Consider the following 20,062-nt stretch of genomic DNA (forward strand, 5'->3'; position numbering starts at 1 on the left):
CGCTCGTGCCCAGCCAGAGCGTGCCGTCTGGCCCAGCGACCATCGTGCGGACAAGCAGATCACGCTGCCCGCCAAGCGTGGGGGTCTGCCATGCCCAGTTGCCGTCACTGGTGACAAGTGCCAGACCGCGATTACTCGCTGCCCACAACCCAGCGTCTGTCTCGGCCAGCGCGTAGACTCGCCCTAGTGGCAGGCGCGTCCAGCGCGGCGGGTCGTCGCTCACCGCCGGCGCTTGCCAGATCACCAACCCGGTCTCGCTGCCGATAGCCACTCTCCCATCGCGTAACGGTTGCAGCGCGTATATCGCTCCCGGCGGCAACCCGCCAGCACTCGGCTTGATGGTGTTCCAGCCAATGCTGCCGAGCGTGACCATCACCAATGCGGCGCCGTAGACCGTCGCAATAAACCCTGCCAACAGCGCCAGCGCGATCCAAGCATAGCGGGGCGGGCGTAGAAACATGATCTCGCTCCAACCCCAATACTCATTGAGATCGCGCAGCCACGTGACGATCCGGCTCAAGACCGGCGCCGCCAACAGCACGATGGGGATGGCTAGGGTAAGCGCATACTGCGGCCATTTGACCGGCCACCAGAGCAAGATCAGCAACCCGCTTACGAACCAGACGGCCAGATAGCGACGTTGCGGATCGCGCCACGCGGCGGGCAGACCGATCAGGGCCAGTAGGGTCAGCCATGGATCAGGGCCGGGGAAGAAGAAGACTTCAGGGTGCCATGCGACCGCCGGCGCTGTGGCAACCCAGATCAGCGGCTGGTACCACGGATAACCGGCGGCCTGCACCTCGCTTCCGTGGGTGTAGGCCGTCCAGAAACCGGCCATAGCGCCAAGGCGAGTCACCGGCTCGCGCCAGATCGTGGGGTTCGCGAGCGCGAAGGCCAGCAACGCAAGGCCAGCCAATCCAGCCAGCCGCCACGCATACCACACCCAACCCATGCGCGCTTGTGGCTGCGCCGTTGCCTCGGCCCGCAACGCAGCCAGCGCGAGTACGATCATCGCCGGCAAGGCAACGATCGCGTACGACATCTTGGCCGCCGTCGCCAGCCCCCATGCAATGGCGCCGATCCATAACCACCTCCGCCGGTGGCGCGAAGCCGGCTGGCCAGCGCGTTGCCATACGCTGATGGCCGCCACTGCGAGCGCCAACGGCAATGCCTCAAGGTAGGCCTGCGCGGTGTATTTGATCGTCAAGGTGTGGACAGCCAGCAAGCCGGCGGCCAGCGGGCCGGCGCTGAATGCCAGCAATGCAACCGCCAGCGTGCCAAACAGCACCGAGATCAAGCGCGCCGCCAAAAGGACGGTCGTTTGGTTGGCGCTCTCGCCCAACAGCAGCGCACCGCCGGCATAGACCAGCTTGGCGAGCGCCGGATGCTGGCGATTACCGGGGTAATCGATCACTCCCGCCCAATCGCCCTGCCGGATCAAGCGGGCATAATCAAGCGCCGCCCCCACATACACTGGCTCATCAAAATCGGGGGGCAGCGTTAACGCGGCCCACAAGCGCAGCAGCGCGGCTAGTACGATCACGCCGATCAACCAGCCGCGCGACGAAGAAGCGTTCACGGTTGTCTATCCCTTGACACCGCCAACCGTCAACCCCGACACGAGGAAACGCTGAAGCATCAAGAAGACGATGATCGTCGGCAGAATGATGAGCAACCCGCCAGCAGCAAAGTTGCCCCACGGCACACTCATACTGTTCGCCAGACTGAAGAGACCGGGCACCACCAACTTCATGCTATCGGGAGCCGGCACCAGCACCGAGGCGAAGATAAAATCACCCCACCCGGCCAAGAAGCCAAGCAGCGCGGTGACCGCCAATGCAGGGCGGGCCAGTGGCAACGCGATCAAAATAAATGACTGGATCGGCCCGCAGCCATCGATCATCGCCGCCTCTTCCAGCTCGATCGGGATCGTATCGAAATAGCCCTTCATATTCCACGTGCTAAAGACCAGTGTGCCGGTAGTGTAGGCAAGGATCAGACCCTCATGCTTGCCGTACAAACCCATCGCCGTCAGCAACTGCGCTATCGCCACCAGACTCAACACGCCGGGGAAGGTCTGAATAGCCAGCAGGAGAATAAGGGCAAACTCGCGGCCATAAAACTTAAACCGCGAGAAGGCAAATGCCGCCGAGGTTGTAATCACCAGCGAGGCCACCGTCGTCACGCCGGCCACATACAGGCTATTGCGCAACCACGTCAGCAGCGGGCGGTCAAAGATCATCGTCCGGTAATTCTCAAACGTCCACTCGGTAGGAATAAACATCCCGAGCAAATTGAGGGTATAGAGCCGGTCGCCAGTGCGGCCCGAAGCCAGAAAGGCAAACCAGAGCGGATAGATGGCAAACAACACCCCAAGGATCAGGATGGTGTACTGCAAGACTAAGACCGGTCGCGAAGGTTTGCGAATCATGACTCGTAGGCCCCTTTCGTGATGCGCGTCAGCCGCAGGCTATAGAGCGTCGCCGAGAACAGGAAGATAAAGAGAATGACTGCGAAAGCCGTCGCGTTGCCGAAGTTCTGGGTTTGGAAGATCTGCTTGTAGGCATAGACAATCACAAATTCAGTTGCGCCGGGACGGCCAACCTCATTGACCGGCCCGCCGCCGGTGATTGCCCATGCGGTGCCAAACATCTGGAACGCGGTGATCGAGGTCAGCACCGTGGCTGGCAACACCGCCGGACGGATCAGCGGCAACGTAATCCGGGTGAGTTGCTGCCACCACGAAGCGCCATCAAGCTCGGCGGCCTCATAGACATCGCGCGGAACGGCTTGTAACGCGCCAAGGATCACGATCATGAAGAAGGGGTACGAAAACCACGTATCAACCAGCACGATAATCATAAACGCGCTGACCGGATCGCGTAGCCACAACGGGCCGGCAATGCCGAAGAAAGCCAACACCTGATTAATCGTGCCTTGTTCGCGGAAGAAGAACTGCCAGATCAAGGCGATCAAGATCGCCAATGACGATGCTGCCCATGGCACAAACAGCATCACGCGGAAGAAGGTGCGTCCGGGTAAATAATCACTATTCAAGATCAGCGCAAACGTCAAGCCGAGCAAAAAGCTAAACGGCACCCGCGCAATCACAAAGAGCAGGGTGCGGAAGACCACCACCACAAAATCGCCGGTGCGCATGAGAACATCATACGCTTGCGCCACATTGACCACAGCGGCCAGAATAAAGCCCAACACCAACGCTCCCAGCCACACAATTGACGGCGCGACCGGCGGTTCCATCATCGTTTCGAGGCGCCGGTTGATAAACCCAGCCGCAATTAACGGCACGAAACACAGGGCAATTGCAGCCAATGCACCCAATGCTTCGGGGGTGAAAAGATTGCCGATCAGATTGGCATAATTGGCGAAGAGCGGATCTTGCAAGCGGTACGGCTGCCCCATCCCTACTGGCGCACTGGTGCGGAATTGCGGCCAGCAGAGTGGGTCAAGCACACCGGTGAAGAAGACGCTGCAATCAGGATTAGGCCGAAAACGGTTGCGATTGGTAAACGAGGTATAAACGCTGAGCAGAATGGGATAGATATTAAACAGCAGAATGCCGATAATGGTGGGCCCGGTGAAGAGCAAAACGGTGAGCGCCTTGCGGCGATTAGACCACGACACCATGTGCGTTACCTCACTGGAAGCAGTCGGAAGGCCATTGAGCGGACGCCGGGCGCCCGACCGGCGTAACGGTAGCGCGTGAGCCGGACAGCAGGGTCCGGCTCATATTCATCATCAGCATTGACGACGCAGCAGGGCAAGCGGTTGTGCTTTGCCCTGCCGACACCACCTTACTTCATCTGCATAATGGCCGCTTCGATCGCCTGCGCGGCGGCAGCCAGCGCATCAGCCGGCGATTGCGTGCCCGTCCAAATCGCGACGCTCGCATCACCCACCGGGCCCCACTGGGCCGCGGCAAACGGGGTATTCGCCATCGGCACGCCGGCATTCAGCGACGCACCAAAGCCAGCCAACGTCGGCAACGCCGCCACTTCCGGATTCTTCAGCGCCGTAGTCGCCGCCGGCACCGTCTTGTTGGTCAACGCCAGCTTGGCCTGCACCTCGGCGCTGGTGAAGTACTTCATAATGTCAAGCGCCACTTCCGCATTGCCGCGCTCAACCGCATTGCGAGTCAGCATAAGGGTCTTGATGCCGACGAAGGGCTTGCCCAGCGGCAGAATGCCGTAATCAACGCCGTCCTGCTCGATACCGGCAATCGCCCACGGGCCGGTCCACCACATCGCCGCCTTGCCTTCGGCCAGCGCCGCCTTGCAGATGTCATAGCTCTGCTCACTGAACGAGACCTTGCTCATCTCGGCCAGCCACTCGCCACCCTTAATCATTTCGGGGCTGTTGACGTAGACCTTGCCCTCGTCATCAACGTAGCTCGGCACGCCGTAGCCGAAGTAGATCGGCGCGACGTGATAGGCATCGCTGCCGCCAAAGCCCTGATTGCAAACCAGCGTCTTGTCGGGATTGGCTGCGCGGAAGTCCTTCGCCATCTGCAACAGCTCATCGAGGGTGGCCGGTAGCTTCATATCGCCGATCACCTTCTTGTTGTAGATCAGAGCGATGCCTTCCTGCGTCTCCGGCAAGGCCCAAATCTTGTCTTGCCAAATCACGCCCTTGACCGCCGCTGGCTCGTAGGTGCTGCGCAGAAAGTCTTCGGTGATGCTGTAGTCGTTGAGGGCGACGATGTTGCCCACCAGCGCCTGCTGGCCGATCTGGTCATTAGCCCACCCGATAATATCGGGGCCTTCACCAGCCGGGATAGCCACGTTGAGCGCGTTGCTCACATCTTCAGGCTTCGAGAGGTCAATCTTTACATTCGGGTGGGAAGCTTCGTAGTCGCGGAACGCCTGCTCAATTGCGGTGAGGTACGCGCCATCCCACTGGTGCCAGATGCGGATGGTAACCTGCTGCGCTGGTGCAGTGGTCGGCTGCGCTGGTGCAGTGGTCGGCTGCACGCTCTGGCCGCCGCCACACGCCGCCAGCATCATGGCCGCGGCGAGAAACATTGCGATCAAGGCACGCTTCATTGCATTCATGGTTGTACTCCTTAACTGTGTCTACGACGACGACAGCACGGTGAAGGAAAATTTGTGCTAACGGGCGAACACATCCGGCAGTAATTGAGCGGTATGCGGCAATTGAATGCGATCCACCTCCTTTCTGCGCATTCAACAGGAGCGCATCACGCGCAGCCGGGAAGGAGAACAGGCATACATGGAGGCCGGCATTGCTTCTCGCCGTTGTCAGGCAAGGGTCCAGCCAAAGAGCATTTGGGGATGGTTCCTTCCCCTGCGCTAGACGATAATAGTTGTGCTAGACATTGTTTTGTTTACAACATTTTCAAGCACAACTATACCGCATTCCTGCGCCCCTGTCAAGTGGGCGCTAGTAATTATACCGCAGAATACCATGGTATGGCGGGGTAATGAAGGAACATTGCCCCGCCATGTTGCGGCCGGTAGGGGCATAGCGACGCTACACCCCTACCGGCCATACCGCCAGCGCACATAGTGTTGCCCGACGTTGCCCATCTCGACCCGCCAATTCGGATCGTTGTCGGGGGTGTAGGTCAGCACACGCCGTTCAAAGGCCTGCATCAGCACATCTTTCTCAACGCCGCCGACTTTAACCCGCGCCCAGTAGGGTTCGCTGATCGGCAAACCCATCACGAAGAGCCAGTCGATGATCTGGCGATTCACATACCGGCCATTTTCGAGCACGACTCCCTGTTGGGCGAAGTAGTCGAGAAAGACTTGCGGGATGTTGTGGCCAAGGGTTGCTTCGTAGCGACCGATCCGCACGTCGTAGCGAGCCAGATCGGGCCGGTCAACCACCGTGCCGTCGCGGTTGAGGAAGGCGGTCACTACTTGCCCGGTTTGATCCGGCGCGCGGTTTTGGTTGACCGGGAAGGCGACGCTGCGCAGCGTGGCGTAGGTCGGTGCATTGGGGTTGACGGTAGCCGGATCGCCGGCCACCGCCTCGTTGGCCGGCGCGCGATCCTCAAACTGGGCATCGCCAAGCTGCATCCGCCCGGTCAGCATCTCGACGACGAGCAAGCCATTGGTGACGTACCACTGGTTGCGCGGCGCGTCCGGGTTGTTAATCTCCATCCGGCTCTTGTCAAAATACTGCACCAAACGGCTGCCGCCGGGGCTTTGCGCGTATGGTTCGCGCATCGCGCCACTGATCGGTTGCGGCCCCCAGATCCACGAGCGCGGGCGCAAACCCGGTGCGCCGCCGGCCACCGGTTGGTCGGTGCGCTGCCAGACATTGCGCATTGCATCGTCAGCAAAGGCGCCATTGGCCGGCACGAAGCCGCCGCTCACTGGCGGTTGCAGTGGCGCGGGTGGTTGCGGCTGCGGCTGGGCCGCTCCCGGCTGATAGATGAGGTAGATTGGGCGTGGCCCGACATCAAGTGTCAAGACGCCTCCCGGTGCGGCTTGCCGGCGTTGCCCGCCGTCGCGGTCAATGATCGTCACTTCGGCGTCGGCGCTAGAGATGCGTACCTGCCCGCCATCAACTGCCCAGATGACCTCAACCACGCCGCGATCGGCGGCGAAACGGGCAGCGTAGGCTTCCGGCCCGCTATAGCCGGTCAGATCGTCGAGGTAGATCACCCCTTCACCGGTGCGGCTGTCAGGGTCGTCGTCAATCACGATCGCCTGCAACGTGATCTCGCCGTCGAGTTTGCCATCGACAAAGCGAATCCGGTTACCCGGTTCGACGGGGCCATTCACTGCCGCCACCAGTTGCTGCCAGCCGGCAGGGCCGATCTTGCCGAGCCGGTATTGCAAGATTTCGCCTTGCGTATCGCGCAATTGCACTTTGAGATCAAAGCTGCTGCCGTCACCAAACACCCAAAGCCCAATTTGCGATGTGCCGGCAGGGAAGGTGATCGCTTCGCGCGGCGTGAAGCTGACGTAATCGTTGCCGCCAGTGGTGAAGCGATAGCGCACCTCAGCCGCACCGCCGCCGTTGCGCACCTGCGTGTTGCTCTGACCAATCGAGCCGTTACCGGTAGGGAAGGTTTGCCACGCGATCGCTCGCTCAAAATCAAACGCGACCTGCGCTTCGCTCAACCGGCGCAAACCGAGCGGCTGTCGCCCCCCTACCTGCTGGTTGAGCGTGCGGAAAGCGTTGAAGGCCGGTTTGAATTGGCTGTAATCGCCTTGCCCGCTGCCGTAGCGCAAGAGGCCGTAGGCGTTAAACGGCGCACCATTGCGCAGTTGCATGTCTTTGAAACGGTACATGATGATCCGCTCGACGCCGGCCTGCCGCAACAGCGCCATCGCCCGGATCAGATAGTTCGCCTGCGTTTCCACATCAAACGCCTGTTCGCCGGTGCGATCGGTCGGGCTGTCAGCCCAGCCGAATTCAGTCACCCAAATCGGTTTGGGGCCAAGCCGGGCAGCCAGTGTCTGAATCGCGCCGATCCCAACTGTATCAATCGAGCCAGCCTCCGGGCCGAGCGGATCGGTATAGGGATGCAACGCGATGATGTCGAATGATCCCCACGCGCCATTATCGGCGATGGCTTGCAAGAACGAACCGGCTGGTTCAGGCGAGACAATGCCGGCGGCCAGCACCGTTGCGCCCGGATCAGCGCCTTTGATCGCAGGATAGACCGCGCGCAACAGCGCAGCATACGCTGCCGGGTTGGGCGCTGGCCGCCAGTACACCGCATTATCCGGTTCGTTCCACACCTGCCAATAACGCACGCGGTCTTTGTAGCGGTTGACCACGGTTGCGGCAAACTTGGCGAAGAGTTGCGGATCAGGCGGGTAGAAACTGCCTTGCTCAGGCGGAATGTTGTCGTCAGCCGGATCGGGCGTACCCCAACCCACCGCCGGATTGAGCAGGCCTACGATATTGACCCCGCGTTGCACCAATTCATTCACTGCCCGATCGGTGAACGTCCAATCAAATTTGCCGGGACGCGGTTCGATCCGGCCCCATTGAAACTCCTCGCGCACCCAGCCAAGACTGCTCTGGGCAACCACGTCGGCGGGCCGGTTCAGTGAGTCAGGGAAGGGGTAGCTCGCAGCGATGTGGGTATTCGCACCAAAGACCGAGAGGTTCGCCGATTGTGCAACCGGCGCCACGGCGGGCCAGCCGGCTAGCAACACTCCAACCAGCAGTAACAGGCTGAGATGGCGGGTATAACGCATACTGCATTCCTCTCCAAACTACCACATGGTCAATGTAACGAAGTATACCGGTTTAGCCGACCAAACATGGTAACACTTTTTGCAAAAATTTGCGCCGGCCACATCCTGCGATGGGCCGGCGGTTGCACGTCAGCATCGATTATCAATCCAAATTACCGCGATACGAGCGGGATCATCACGTGGTGTTGCGCCGGAGGCGTTTCAATTGGCACGGCGTAGGCCAGCGACGGTAAGCCGGCGCTATCGATGAACCGGACGTACATTGTGGTTGTGGCAAGCGGGGCCGTAGCGAGCGACAGGTTGTTATTCAGCGGTAACGTTATCTCAGGCGCATAGGGTAAGCGGAGCGCGCTGGTGAAGGTGCGTTGGAGGCTCACCTCGACTGCGCGGGTCGCTTGGGGCGCTTGGGCGTGAATAATGAGGGTCTGTCCATTCAGACGCGCCGGTCTGGTGAGATGGTATTCCGGCGCCGGGCCAAGCCCGCTGACCGTCACAATTTGCGTGATGATCGCAGAGGCATTGCCGGCCAGATTGAGCGCGCGAAACTCAACCACATACTCGCCATCGTAGAGCGGCAGCTCGAACTGCGCCGTCTCGCTCACATTGTTGTATGCACCATCCACCGGCTCAACGAATTGCCATTCGCTCTGATCCACGCGATACTCGATCGCGGTGATCGGATTAATGCTCACATCGGGTTGTACCGGCGAGGGATAGGGCAGATCGCGCGCCTCTAGCTTAACCAGCGGACGCCGGCCCGGCGCTTGCTGCACGGTAGTAAGCGTCAGTGACGGCATCGTATCGAGCACATCAATAATCCCGTCGCTATCACTATCGCGATAGCCAAGTTGCGCCCGTGCCGAGCCATCAACCGCACCGTTGACAAAGCTGTTGATCAGTTCGCGCATAATGCTCGGCTCACTCGTGCCGCAGTTGTTGAACATGCTGTTGGTCGTGGGGGTAAACAGATAGCCGCTGCGCTGATCACACCTGACTCCGGCGGCGCTGTATTGATCAAGCGCGCCGAAGAGATGGGCGAATTCGTGGGCAATCACTGCTCGCAACCACTGGGTGGTATACGGGCCGCCGTCAGAGGTAATCACGCTAAAGGGGCCATTGAGATACGCATACGCGAAGCGGACATCGGCGAAGTAACCATCATCACGCGTGCTATTAACGATAAAGATCGTTGTGGCCCAATCAGCACCGCGCTGGTCGCGCAAGTCAAACGCCGCTTGGAACGCTTGCTCAAAATAGCTGTTGCTGGTGTAACCCAATGTCCGCAGCACATCACCAATCCAAAGACCTTCTTGCGCCAAGCCGTAGCGGATCGGTTCGTAGCGGGTTGGCACAGTTTGTACCACCAGATCGAACTCAAGGCGAGCAGCGGGCAGCCGTTCACGCCACCAATCGAGGGCAGCGCGCATTTGGGCGGTCACCTGCTCGATCTTATCCGTCATCCAATCTTCGCTTGAAGGATCAACCACGCCATTGCTCTCAGGCAGCACTAACCGCACTGCAACCCGCCCTGCGAGATATTGGCTCGGCAAGCGCAGATCTTGTTCGCTATCGACGGCAAACGCGAGTGATGCCGGCGTAGGGGCGATCAATACGTCATCAACCGGCAGCGGTAGGTTCGGTTCTCCCTGCGGGGCGGCGTGGAGGGAGGGGATAGGCGCGATGACCAAGCAAAGCAGCAGGCTGAGAAGAAGTTTAGTACGCATAGCGGCCTCTCTCGGCTAGAATGAGAATGAGTGGCAAAGCCGTTTCTTGATTTCACTGTACCGCGTGTGAGCACGAATGCCGAGGGGCGAAAGAGGCCTGTCGTTGCTGTACAGGAAGGGGTATACGGTAACGACAGGAGATAGGAGCAACGTACTAATTGTTCAATCAGCGATAGCGGCAACGGTGTTGGAGAGCGTTCCTTCAACTCAGGGACGATGTACAATACGCTTGGGATGGACGTTATGCAGCTTTATCCACGGAGGATTGCAGGATGGGATCGTTGCTCCCGTGGTTGATGCAGATTCAGCACCCCAACGAAGATGTTGTCCGGCGCGGGCGGATCATTGTGGTATTAGCGCTGTTTGCCAATGCCATGGCGATCATGGCAATTCCATTAGTGTTGATTGCAACGCCGCAAGCCGTATTTGCGCTTATTGCGGTCAATGTGCTCGGGCTGGCGGTCTACACAACGGTGATAATTCTTGCCCGAAAAGGCTTGGTATCGGTAAGCGGGGTCGTCTTTGTAACCACTATTTCATTGCTCACGCTGATTGCCACGTTTGGCTTCGCAAACGATAAAGCTTCTACGTATAGTGCGCCCTTCTTTCTAGCCTTTTCTATCATCATCGCTGGGATGGTAATGAAACCGGCATTGGTGTGGATAGCGCTCCTGTTCAATCTGGCCGGCTTGCTCGTGGCATGGCGGCTGACCGGCATTCCGCTGTTTGCCAGCCCCTTTGAGCATGCGCTCCAAAGCGCCGCGATCCTGTTGCTATTTGGCACAACGCTCTTGACCTTCGTCGGCGGTTCCATTGTTGCGCAGGCGTTGCGCGAAACGCGCCGGTTGCGCGAGGCAGCCAGCCGGAACGCCTTCCGATTTACAGCGCTTAATGCCGGGTTAGAGATGGAAATCGCGGAACGCACCGCAGCATTACACAAAACGTTGCGCGATCTCGCGCAACGCGCGGCGGCCCAAGCCCGCTTGTTGGCCGAGAATGAGCAGCAGCGGCAGGTCATCCGCGAGCTAAGCGTGCCGGTCTTGCCGGTGAGCGATACAACCTTAGTCATGCCGCTGATTGGCCCGCTCGATCCGGCGCGCCTCGCTGATCTGCAACCACAGGCGCTCGGCCAGATTGCCCAAACCGGCGCGCGCGAGCTGCTGCTCGATATCACCGGCGTGCCGGCCATAGATCCGCAGGTCGCGCAAGGCTTGCTGCAACTGGTTGCCGCTGCCCGGCTGATGGGAACGAGGGTAACGCTGGCTGGAATCAGGCCGGAAGTGGCGCACAGCTTGGTGGATTTCGGCATTGACCTCCAAGAAGTTCGCACTGCGAGTACCCTGCAGGAGGCTTTAGCCCAACAGTAAGCGTCTCAGGAACCATCCGGCACGTAGCCGAGCGACACCAGAATAAGGTATCATTGGGGTTACAGACCGATCCTCGCACACGCTTACAGGAGAAGTTATGCAATCCTTCTTTGCGTGGCTAACCCAGATTCAAAGCACGAATGAAGACGATCTGCGCCGCGGGCGTACCACGATTATAGTGACGCTGGTGATGATTGGGTTAGCAGTGCTTGCCATCCCGACCAGTTTGCTGAGCGGTACGTCGCTTAGCAGGGTTATCATTATTGCGATTGGGATTACTGCCTATCTTGTTACTATCGCCGTTACCCGGAGTGGCCGGGTCAATCTCGGCAGTTTCATTCTGATCACTTTTATCATCCTGCCTATTTTGATCGCCATCGCGACGAAAGCCTCGCCAACTAGTCCCTATACAGGGGGCTTTTACCTGCTTCTCTCACTGCTCATCGCCGGCTTAACCCTGCGCCCGCCACTGATAGGGGCAGTTTTGGCGATCAATTTGACGGGTTTATTCATTGCGTGGAACATTGCCGGGATACCGCTGTTTGCCAATGCGATAGAAATCTCGCTGGAAGTGACAGCGGTCTTTTTGCAAATCGGCGCCGCGCTCCTCACCTTTATCGGCGGGACAATTACCGATGGCGCGCTGCGCGCAGCGTGGCGGCTGCGCGAGGAGGCGCGGCAGAGTGCGGCTCGGTTAGCAGAGTTGAATGCCAGTTTGGAAGCGCAAGTCGCGCAGCGCACGGCAGCTTTGCAAATAGCGTTGCGCGATCTCGAGCAGCGCGCAGCGGAACAGGCCCGCTTACTGGCCGAGAATGAACAGCAACGACAGACTTTCCGCGCGCTGAGCGTGCCGGTGTTACCGGTGCGTGATACGACCTTGGTGATGCCGCTGATTGGCGCGATTGACACCACCCGCCTGAGCGATATGCAAGAGCATGCGCTCAGGCAGATTGAACAGACTGGCGCGCGTGAGCTGTTGATCGATGTTACCGGCGTGCCGGCCATAGATACGCAGGTGGCCAAGGGGCTGATTCAGCTTGTAGAAGCGGCGCGGTTGATGGGGACGCGGGTGATGCTGGCTGGAATCCGGCCCGAAGTGGCCCAGACGCTAGTTTCGCTCGGCGTAGATTTGAGCAGCATCCGCACGTTCAGCACGTTGCAGGCGGCGCTCGCGAAGCGGTCATAGCCACGAAAAGGCCCAAACCACACCCATTTTTTGGGATAATCGGCCTTCATCCTCCCTAGGGCCTTTTCTTTATAGGGACGGACAGAGCATGTGAACCGTAGCCCGGCCCTTGAGGGCCGGGCGATCCAGCGCGAGGATGCACGTTCTTGCCCCCACCCCCACCCCCTCCCCCAGCGGGGGAGGGGTGATGGGGTGCGCAGTACGGGGCTGGACGACATCGCACCGCGATCAACGGTTGTACTCAACCACATGTTCTGTCCGCGCCGCTGCCTCCTTCTCCCACAGTGCGGGAGAAGGAGGCGAAGTACGTGTCTACCAAGCGCGCGCTTTACGCCGATGGCGCATCCTCTTGTTCGCCGGACGGCGGGGCAAGCTGCGGCAACACCCCGCTATCGCCGAGCAAGCCGGTGCGCAGGTAAACCATCAGTTTCTTGCGCGTGTCGGCAATATCGTTGTTGCGCATGTGCAACTGGCCGATCCGATCTTGCGGGGTAAAGCTGGCTTCCCCCTTCTCCATCGTCAACCGGCTGGGATCGTAGGTCAAATTCGGCGAGCTGGTATCGAGGATCGAGTAATCATTGCCACGGCGCAGGCCAATCGTCACTTCGCCGGTGATCAAGCGGGCCACCCAGCGTTGCAACGACTCGCGGATCATCATCGCCTGCGGGTCAAACCAGCGTCCGGCGTAGAGCAAGCGGCCCAGTTTGCGCCCGTACTCGCGGTACTGGTCAATGGTATCTTCGTTATGGATGCCGGTCACCAACCGCTCGTAGGCGATGAAGAGCAACGCCATGCCCGGCGCTTCATAGATCCCGCGGCTCTTGGCCTCGATAATCCGATTCTCGATCTGATCGCTCATGCCCAACCCGTGCCTCCCGCCAATCCGGTTAGCCTCGGCCATCAAGGCGACGTGATCGGGGAAAGTCACGCCGTTAATCGCCACCGGAAAGCCCTCTTCAAACGTAATCCGCACCTCTTCGTACTCGATTGGCACCTCGGGACGCCAGAAGGCGACTCCCATAATCGGGTTGACGATGGTGACATTGCGGTCGAGGAATTCGAGATCCTTGGCCTCATGGGTTGCCCCCAGCATATTTGAGTCGGTCGAATAGGCCTTTTCAGCCGGCATGCGATACTCAAGACCAGCTTGGCTCAGATAGGCCGACATCTCGGCCCGCCCACCCAACTCGTCGATAAAGGCTTGGTCAAGCCACGGCTTATAGATGCGCAGATCGGGGTTAACCAGCAGGCCATAGCGATAAAACCGCTCAATATCATTGCCCTTGTAGGTGCTGCCATCACCCCAGATATTGACGCCATCTTCGCGCATTGCCGCCACCAGCATCGTGCCGGTGACCGCGCGGCCCAGCGGGGTCGTGTTAAAGTAGGGTAGACCAGCGGTGGAAATGTGGAACGCACCGCACTGGAGCGCGGCCAAACCCTCGGCCACCAACTGGTGGCGGCAGTCGATCAGCCGCGCCGCCTCGGCGCCGTACATTAAGGCCCGGCGCGGAATATCTTCGTAGTCAGGCTCGTCAGGCTGGCCGAGATTAGCAGTGTAGGCGTAAGGGATCGCGCCTTTAGCGCGCATCCAGTGGATCGCGGCGCTGGTGTCGAGGCCGCCGGAAAAGGCGATGCCGATCTTCGCACCAACCGGCAGGTGTTGCAATATTTTGGCCATGGCGCTACTCGTTTCTGGTCTGCGAAATGACGTTCACTCGTTCCGCCGTATTATAGCAGGGAAGTACACTCCCGACGGCGCTGTAACCAAGCGCAGCAGAGGTGGTACAATAGTCATAAAATAGTGGTTAAACAACGGTTGATTCATCAATCGAGTATTGCTATGGATCTACGCGCACGCCTCATCCTCTCACTTTCACCACTGCTAGTGGCGCTGGCTATTATCGGGGTCGTGGCTGTGTACTCGCAACAGCGAGTAGCGCAGGCCATTAATCGCGTTGATAACACTGCCCGCGACCTCGTCGAAGTGGCTCAGAGCGAATCGCTGATCTTGCTTGAGCACTATTATGTGAGCGAGATCATTGCCGGTCGTCCATTGGATCGGAATGAGCTGGAGAAGATCCGCACCGAAGCGCGCAGCTTTTTCGCGACGTACGGGCAGTTGGACTCGGGACACATTGAGCTGGAATTGGGCGCCCGATTTGAGGCCATGGTCGCCCAACACGACGCCGCGCTCACTTTTCTTGACCGTGGCAATCAGGAAAAGGCGCGTGAACTGATCAACTCAACCGATTATCACCGCAATCTGCGCGCGATTCATAACTTGTCGCTTGGCGCGCAGTTGGAATATGATGCGGCCTACCAGCGCCGAGTAGCCGAGCTGGAACGGATTGCGAATGAAGGGTTCTGGATCGTATCAGCAGTGGTCGGCTCAGCAGTGTTGATTGCGCTGGCCTTTGCCGTATCGTTGATCTGGCAGGTCGGCAAGAGCGTCGATCAACTGACTGCTGATGCCGAACGCTTAGCGCATACTGACGATCGCGGCCAGCTCAGCGCCGTTAGTTCGATTAACCAACTCCAACGGCTGCGCGATTCCTTTCAGTACCTCCTTGATACGAATCACGATCGCCAACAGCAACTCGCTGCCGCGATACAGGCCCAGCAAGCCCAGCTTGAGCGCGAAGTGCAATTGCAGGCGACGATCCGGGCGCTCAGCCTGCCGGTAACGCCGCTCGGCCCGCAGACGATCTTTTTGCCGCTGGTCGGCCATCTCGACGCTGAACGCAGCAAACAGCTTGAACAAACGGTGCTCAATGCGATCCAACAGCGGCAGGCGCGCACGGTGGTGATTGATATCAATGGTCTGGCGACGCTTGACAAGGACAGTATCGCGACGCTGATCCGGGTTGGGCGCGGGGCGCGCCTGCTCGGCGCACAAAGCATTTTGGTCGGCGTCCGCCCTGAACAGGCGCTGCTCCTTGCCGATATGCCATCTGATCTGTTCCGGTTTGCCCGCGATATTCCGGCTACGTTGAGCCTTGCTGGCTAACACTCTGCTATAATGCAGTGCGTTACCGCCCATGGTACGAAGGAGGCCATAGCATGCACATCGTGGTGTGTCTGAAGCAGGTCCCCCGCGACAATTCGGTCAAGATCCGGCCTGATCTGACCATTGACGCCGAGGGGATTGAGAAGATCATTAATCTCTTCGATGAATACGCGCTCGAAGAGGGGATTCGCTGGAACGAGCAGCACGGCGGCAAAGTGACGGCGCTCTCGATCGGCGCCTCTGAATGGGTTGAGCAGTTGCGGCGGGCGCTGGCGATGGGCGCGACCGATGCGCTGTTGCTGAGCGATCCGGCTTTTGCCCAACTTGATACGATCGCTGCCGCGCGAGTGGCTGCCGCCGCGATCCGCAAGCTCGGCGATGTGGATTTGGTGATTACCGGTCGCAATAGCACCGACGATGAGAGCGGCGCGTTTGCGCCGGCGCTGGCCCGCTTGCTTGGCTGGCCGCAGTTGACCTACGTCGGCAAGGTGCTCGAACTCCAGCCGGGTGGCACAGTCAAGGTCGAACGCCACCTCGAAAGCGTGATCGAGACGGTGGTGTGCCGCTTGCCGGCAGTGATGTCGGTGATCAAGGATATTAACGAGCCGCGTTACCCGTCGTTGCTTAAGATCAAGCGTGTGGCCAAGGTTGAGCCGCCGATTTGGACGGCAGCCGATCTCGGCTTGAGCGCCGCCGATCTGACTCCAGCCGCCCAACTGGCCGAGCGGGTGCCGCCGCCGCCGCGCCCGAAGGGCGAGATGATCGATGGCCCCGACGCCGCCGCCAAGGTGCGCAAACTGGTCGATAAGCTGCTGGAGTATCAGGTGATTTAAGCGCGGAAAGGAGCCGATCATGAGCAACGTGTTAGTTATTCTCGAAGCGGTTGGCGATGATCTGGCCGCCATTTCGCGCGAATTGCTCGGCAAAGGGCGGCAGTTGGCCGATGCACTCGGCGGCTCGTTAGCGGCGCTGGCCATTGGCCCCACGACTGCAGTCGCGGCGCGGGCCGGCCAGTTTGGCGCCGATCAGGTCTATACCGCTGATGCACCGGCGCTGGCCCAGTACACCACTGATGGCTACGTCGCGGCGGCGAAGGCAGCGGTGGATGCCTGTCATCCGGCGCTGATTCTGGCCGGGGCGAGCTTCCAGATGCGCGATTTTGGCGCGGCGCTGGCCACCGATCTCAATGCCGGGTTAGTGGTTGACGCGACCGATCTGCAAGTGGTGGATGGCGCGATCCGGGCCACCCGCCCATCGCACGGCGGCAATGTGATCAACACCTACCAGTTTGCTGCCGGCAAGCCGGTGGTGGCGCTGGTACGCAAGCAGAGCTTCCCCGAAGCTGCGGCCCAGCCCGATCGCAGCGCGCCGGTGACGGAATTGGCGGTTGCGAACCTCACCCCGCGCACCGAAGTGCAGGCAGTGGCGCCGAAGGCCGGCGCGGTTAACCTGACCGATGCGGCGATTATCGTCACTGGCGGGCGCGGGTTGGGCAACAAAGACAACTACTACCGCCTGATTCCGCCGCTGGCCGAGGCGCTAGGCGGTGCGTACGGCGCCTCGCGCGCGATTGTGGACGATGGCTGGGTGCCATACGAGCATCAGGTCGGTCAAACCGGCAAGACGGTCAGCCCCAAACTGTACATCGCCGCCGGCGTCAGCGGCGCGATCCAGCATCTGGCCGGCATGCGCACCAGCCGCACGATCGTGGCGATCAACAAAGATTCCGAAGCGCCGATCTTCCGCATTGCCACCCTCGGCATAGTCGGTGATGTCAACGAGATTTTGCCGTTGCTGACTGCAGAAATCAAGGCGCGGCTGAACCGCTAAGCGGGCGTTGCCCTCACCCCTATGCCCCCTCTCCCGCAAGGTGGGAGAAAGGGATTTTGCTGATCTGCGCGAAAAGGGGGAATTTACGCTGCTGATAGCTGCAATGCCCTTACCCCCAGCCCCTCCCTCAGCGGGGGAGGGGCGTTACTGCGTTCCGCGCGAGTAATGCCTCAGACGCTGAGCACGCGGCTCCCCCTCGCCCGCCTTCAAGGTGGGAGAGGGGGCCGGGGAGTGAGGGAGGCAACGCCAAGCCACCAAGTAAGCAAAGGCGCAAAGGGCGCGGAGAGCGCAGAGGTTTTTTATTGTTTGGTGCCTTTTGCAGCTTTTCGTGGCGCTGCCCCCGCTGTCTCCCCCGGCGGTGCAAACGTGCCCCCACCCCCAACCCCTCCCCCGCTGGAGGATGGGTGGCTCTCACCCCCATGTCACCTAGGACAAAATCGGTCGATACGTTTGGCCATCGCACTGGCTGATCTGGTATGATGAACGTACCGTATCATTAACCCAAAGTTGCACAGGTATGAAACGCTCATTGACTGTCTTGCTGGTTGCGCTGGGATTGGCGCTCGCCGCCATCACGCTTGCCCAACCACCGTATCGGCTTCACCTTCCCATCGTTGCCCGATCACCCGTTGTTCCGCCAGCCGACGCGATCAGCGCGCGGTTAGAAGTCGCTGAAGGGTATGCGGTGCGACTCTATGCGAGCGGGTTGAATCGCCCGCGACTGATGGCCAGCGGGCCGGACGGCGCGCTCTATGTCGCTGAACGGAGCGCCAACCGGGTGGTGCGGCTGGCCGACGCCAATGTCGATGGGAGGGCGGACGGGATCACGCCGGTGGCCACGAATCTGCCCGGCGTGCATGGCCTCGAATGGTATAACGGTGATCTCTATGCCGCCGGCAATGCTACTGTGTGGCGGCTGCGCGACAGCAATAGCAACGGGGTGTTCGAGAGCGGTGAGATCACGGTCATCGTTGATGGCCTGCCCAACGATGGCGGCCACTCAACCCGCACGGCCCGCATCGGCCCAGACGGCATGCTCTACGTGTCGGTTGGCTCGAAGTGCAATATCACCGTCGGTTGCAGCGAAGGCGATCCGCGCCGGGCCGCTATTCTCCGCTATACAATCACTGGCGGCATTCCCGTCGATAATCCATTCGCCAGCGATCCCGATCCGCGCCGGCGCGCGGTGTGGGCCGAAGGCTTGCGCAACAGCGTTGATTTCATCTTTTTGCCTGACGGGAGGCTGTGGGCCACGCACAATGGCAGCGATGGCTTGGGCAACGATCTGCCGCCGGAAGAGGTGCTGATCGAGGTTGAGCGCGGCAAGCATTACGGCTGGCCCTACTGCTACACCGCCGAACTAGGGCCGGTGCCTGCCGGTGCGCAAGAGGTGCGTGATACGCGGGTGCCGCTCGATGCCACTTTCAGCAGTTGCGCCCAAGCAACGCCGGCGCTGTTTACCGATCTGGCCCACTATGCGCCGTTAGGGCTTGACCGGCTGGCGAATGGCGATGTCTTAATCGCCTACCACGGCTCTTGGAACGCTGACGAAACGCCACGCGATTGCCGCGTGCAACGGATTCGCGTCACCAACGGCATGCCAGTCGCCGGCGACGCCTTCCTCACCGGCTTCCGCGACAACCCGCAGCAAGAGTGCGGCGGGGCATGGGGCCGTCCGGCTGGTGTTACGATCGCCCCCAACGGAGTCATCTTCGTCTCGGATGACTGGAACGGCAATATCTACCGGATTGTGCCGGTTGGCACACCGTAACGCCGTTAGGTAGCCCGTTCCGTTGCGGCCACGTCGCAATAAAAGAGGGTGCCGGCAGTGATGCAGATCGGCACCGCCACCAAGTTGAAGAGCGGAATGCTCACCAATCCAAGGCACATTAAACCAAAACCGGCGCTGGCCGGCAAATGGCGGCGGATGAAGCCGAGCTTCGCGCGAAAGCGCAAACGCCGCCGTTCGAGCGGCGGGTCGAAGAAGTCGAGGCAGGCGATCGTCGCGCCGAGCGCAATGCCGGCGATCGTCGCTAAAACCGAACCGGCGCCGGGGATCAAATTGAGCAAGAGCGAGGGCAAGCCAATAGCGAGCGTCAGCAGCAACTTCTTCACCTCAAACGAGAGGGCACGGCCCAGATCACGGGCAATATTGGCCGGCGTTGCCGGCGGCGCAGTAATGGCAACCCCGCGCAACCGCTCTTCGAGCAGCTCGGAAAGCCGGCTGTAGAACGGTGAACCGAGCACCACACCGAACCGCACCAACAGATATCCCAACCCAACAAAGAGCGCAACGATCAGCAAACCGCGCGCCAGCCACTCGATCCACGCCGGCCAACCGGCCAGCAGCGCATCAATCGCTTGGAACCCGGCCAACAACAAGGTTGTGTAGAGGACAAAGCCCACCAGCAGGTTTAATCCGATTGGAATGGCAATATAGCGCCAGAGCAGGGGTTGGCCGGCAATCAGCCGGATCGCGCGGAAGGGATAGCTGAAACCGTGCAGAAACGCGTGCATAGGGGGTGAAACTCTCTTTCCTCACATCGTCGCCAAGTACCGCAGCGAGCGCAGGTTGCGGGAGACAACCCATGGTACCGCAGTAGGCGCGGAGGTGGAAGGGAGATTTTTACCGCAGGGGTGGGATGTGTTTTTTACCGCAGCGGGCGTGGAGGACACAGCAGGAGGCCTGCTGTCCTTGCGAGGGCGCGCCGCGCCCGCAGCACTCTCCCGCTGAGGCGCAA

Annotated in this window: 14 protein-coding genes; 6 read left to right on the forward strand and 8 right to left on the reverse strand. The window is 60.2% G+C overall.

All coding sequences use genetic code 11. From position 1 onward, the window contains the following. The 6 genes from U9R81_RS03895 to U9R81_RS03920 all read right to left on the reverse strand — a co-directional run. Nucleotides 1-1,579 (reverse strand): transcriptional regulator (locus tag U9R81_RS03895; RefSeq protein WP_322494209.1); only part of this gene is annotated, 1,579 nt, incomplete at its 3' end. Nucleotides 1,580-1,585: 6 nt separating this feature from the next. Next, entirely contained in the window at nucleotides 1,586-2,431 is an 846-nt protein-coding gene (locus U9R81_RS03900; RefSeq protein ID WP_322494210.1) for a sugar ABC transporter permease, read from the reverse strand. After that, the gene (locus tag U9R81_RS03905) at nucleotides 2,428-3,648 is read right to left on the reverse strand and encodes a sugar ABC transporter permease (RefSeq protein ID WP_322494211.1); all 1,221 of its coding nucleotides are present in this window, start codon (nucleotides 3,646-3,648) and stop codon (nucleotides 2,428-2,430) included. Before U9R81_RS03905 ends, U9R81_RS03900 begins: the two co-directional genes overlap by 4 nt. 167 nt (nucleotides 3,649-3,815) lie before the next feature. Then, nucleotides 3,816-5,072 (reverse strand): extracellular solute-binding protein, encoded by a 1,257-nt coding sequence (locus U9R81_RS03910; RefSeq protein ID WP_322494212.1) that lies wholly within the window; start codon nucleotides 5,070-5,072, stop codon nucleotides 3,816-3,818. A gap of 447 nt (nucleotides 5,073-5,519) precedes the next feature. Continuing rightward, entirely contained in the window at nucleotides 5,520-8,204 is a 2,685-nt protein-coding gene (locus U9R81_RS03915) for a flagellar filament outer layer protein FlaA (protein WP_322494213.1), read from the reverse strand. 152 nt (nucleotides 8,205-8,356) lie between these two features. Next, on the reverse strand, nucleotides 8,357-9,928 hold the full coding sequence (locus U9R81_RS03920; RefSeq protein WP_322494214.1) for a hypothetical protein: 1,572 nt from the start codon (nucleotides 9,926-9,928) through the stop codon (nucleotides 8,357-8,359). A gap of 272 nt (nucleotides 9,929-10,200) precedes the next feature. Here U9R81_RS03920 and U9R81_RS03925 point away from each other — a divergent pair, with 272 nt between their 5' ends. Beyond that, nucleotides 10,201-11,295, forward strand: coding sequence for an STAS domain-containing protein (locus tag U9R81_RS03925; RefSeq protein ID WP_322494215.1), 1,095 nt, complete (start codon nucleotides 10,201-10,203; stop codon nucleotides 11,293-11,295). 97 nt (nucleotides 11,296-11,392) lie between these two features. Then, entirely contained in the window at nucleotides 11,393-12,481 is a 1,089-nt protein-coding gene (locus U9R81_RS03930) for an STAS domain-containing protein (RefSeq protein WP_322494216.1), read from the forward strand. Between the two features lie 328 nt (nucleotides 12,482-12,809). On the opposite strand, the gene argG is transcribed toward U9R81_RS03930, so the two are convergent. Next, a complete protein-coding gene (argG, locus tag U9R81_RS03935; RefSeq protein WP_322494217.1) occupies nucleotides 12,810-14,162 on the reverse strand; it encodes an argininosuccinate synthase in 1,353 nt (450 codons plus the stop codon). A gap of 162 nt (nucleotides 14,163-14,324) precedes the next feature. Here argG and U9R81_RS03940 point away from each other — a divergent pair, with 162 nt between their 5' ends. The 4 genes from U9R81_RS03940 (at nucleotide 14,325) to U9R81_RS03955 (ending at nucleotide 19,092) form a co-directional block, all read left to right on the forward strand. Continuing rightward, the gene (locus U9R81_RS03940; RefSeq protein ID WP_322494218.1) at nucleotides 14,325-15,491 is read left to right on the forward strand and encodes an STAS domain-containing protein; all 1,167 of its coding nucleotides are present in this window, start codon (nucleotides 14,325-14,327) and stop codon (nucleotides 15,489-15,491) included. Between the two features lie 53 nt (nucleotides 15,492-15,544). Next, nucleotides 15,545-16,324: an electron transfer flavoprotein subunit beta/FixA family protein gene (locus U9R81_RS03945; RefSeq protein WP_322494219.1), complete on the forward strand. Its 780-nt coding sequence runs from the start codon at nucleotides 15,545-15,547 to the stop codon at nucleotides 16,322-16,324. A 19-nt stretch (nucleotides 16,325-16,343) separates the two neighbouring features. Continuing rightward, complete coding sequence (locus tag U9R81_RS03950; protein WP_322494220.1) at nucleotides 16,344-17,321, forward strand: electron transfer flavoprotein subunit alpha/FixB family protein; 978 nt, start codon at nucleotides 16,344-16,346, stop codon at nucleotides 17,319-17,321. 517 nt (nucleotides 17,322-17,838) lie between these two features. Continuing rightward, the gene (locus tag U9R81_RS03955; RefSeq protein ID WP_322494221.1) at nucleotides 17,839-19,092 is read left to right on the forward strand and encodes a PQQ-dependent sugar dehydrogenase; all 1,254 of its coding nucleotides are present in this window, start codon (nucleotides 17,839-17,841) and stop codon (nucleotides 19,090-19,092) included. 5 nt (nucleotides 19,093-19,097) lie between these two features. Here the strand turns inward: U9R81_RS03955 and U9R81_RS03960 are convergent, their stop codons facing one another. Then, nucleotides 19,098-19,838, reverse strand: coding sequence for an EI24 domain-containing protein (locus tag U9R81_RS03960; RefSeq protein ID WP_322494222.1), 741 nt, complete (start codon nucleotides 19,836-19,838; stop codon nucleotides 19,098-19,100). Between the last annotated feature and the right edge of the window lie 224 nt (nucleotides 19,839-20,062).

Origin of the sequence: Chloroflexus sp. (assembly GCF_034435895.1) — a bacterium.
GTDB lineage: Bacteria > Chloroflexota > Chloroflexia > Chloroflexales > Chloroflexaceae > Chloroflexus.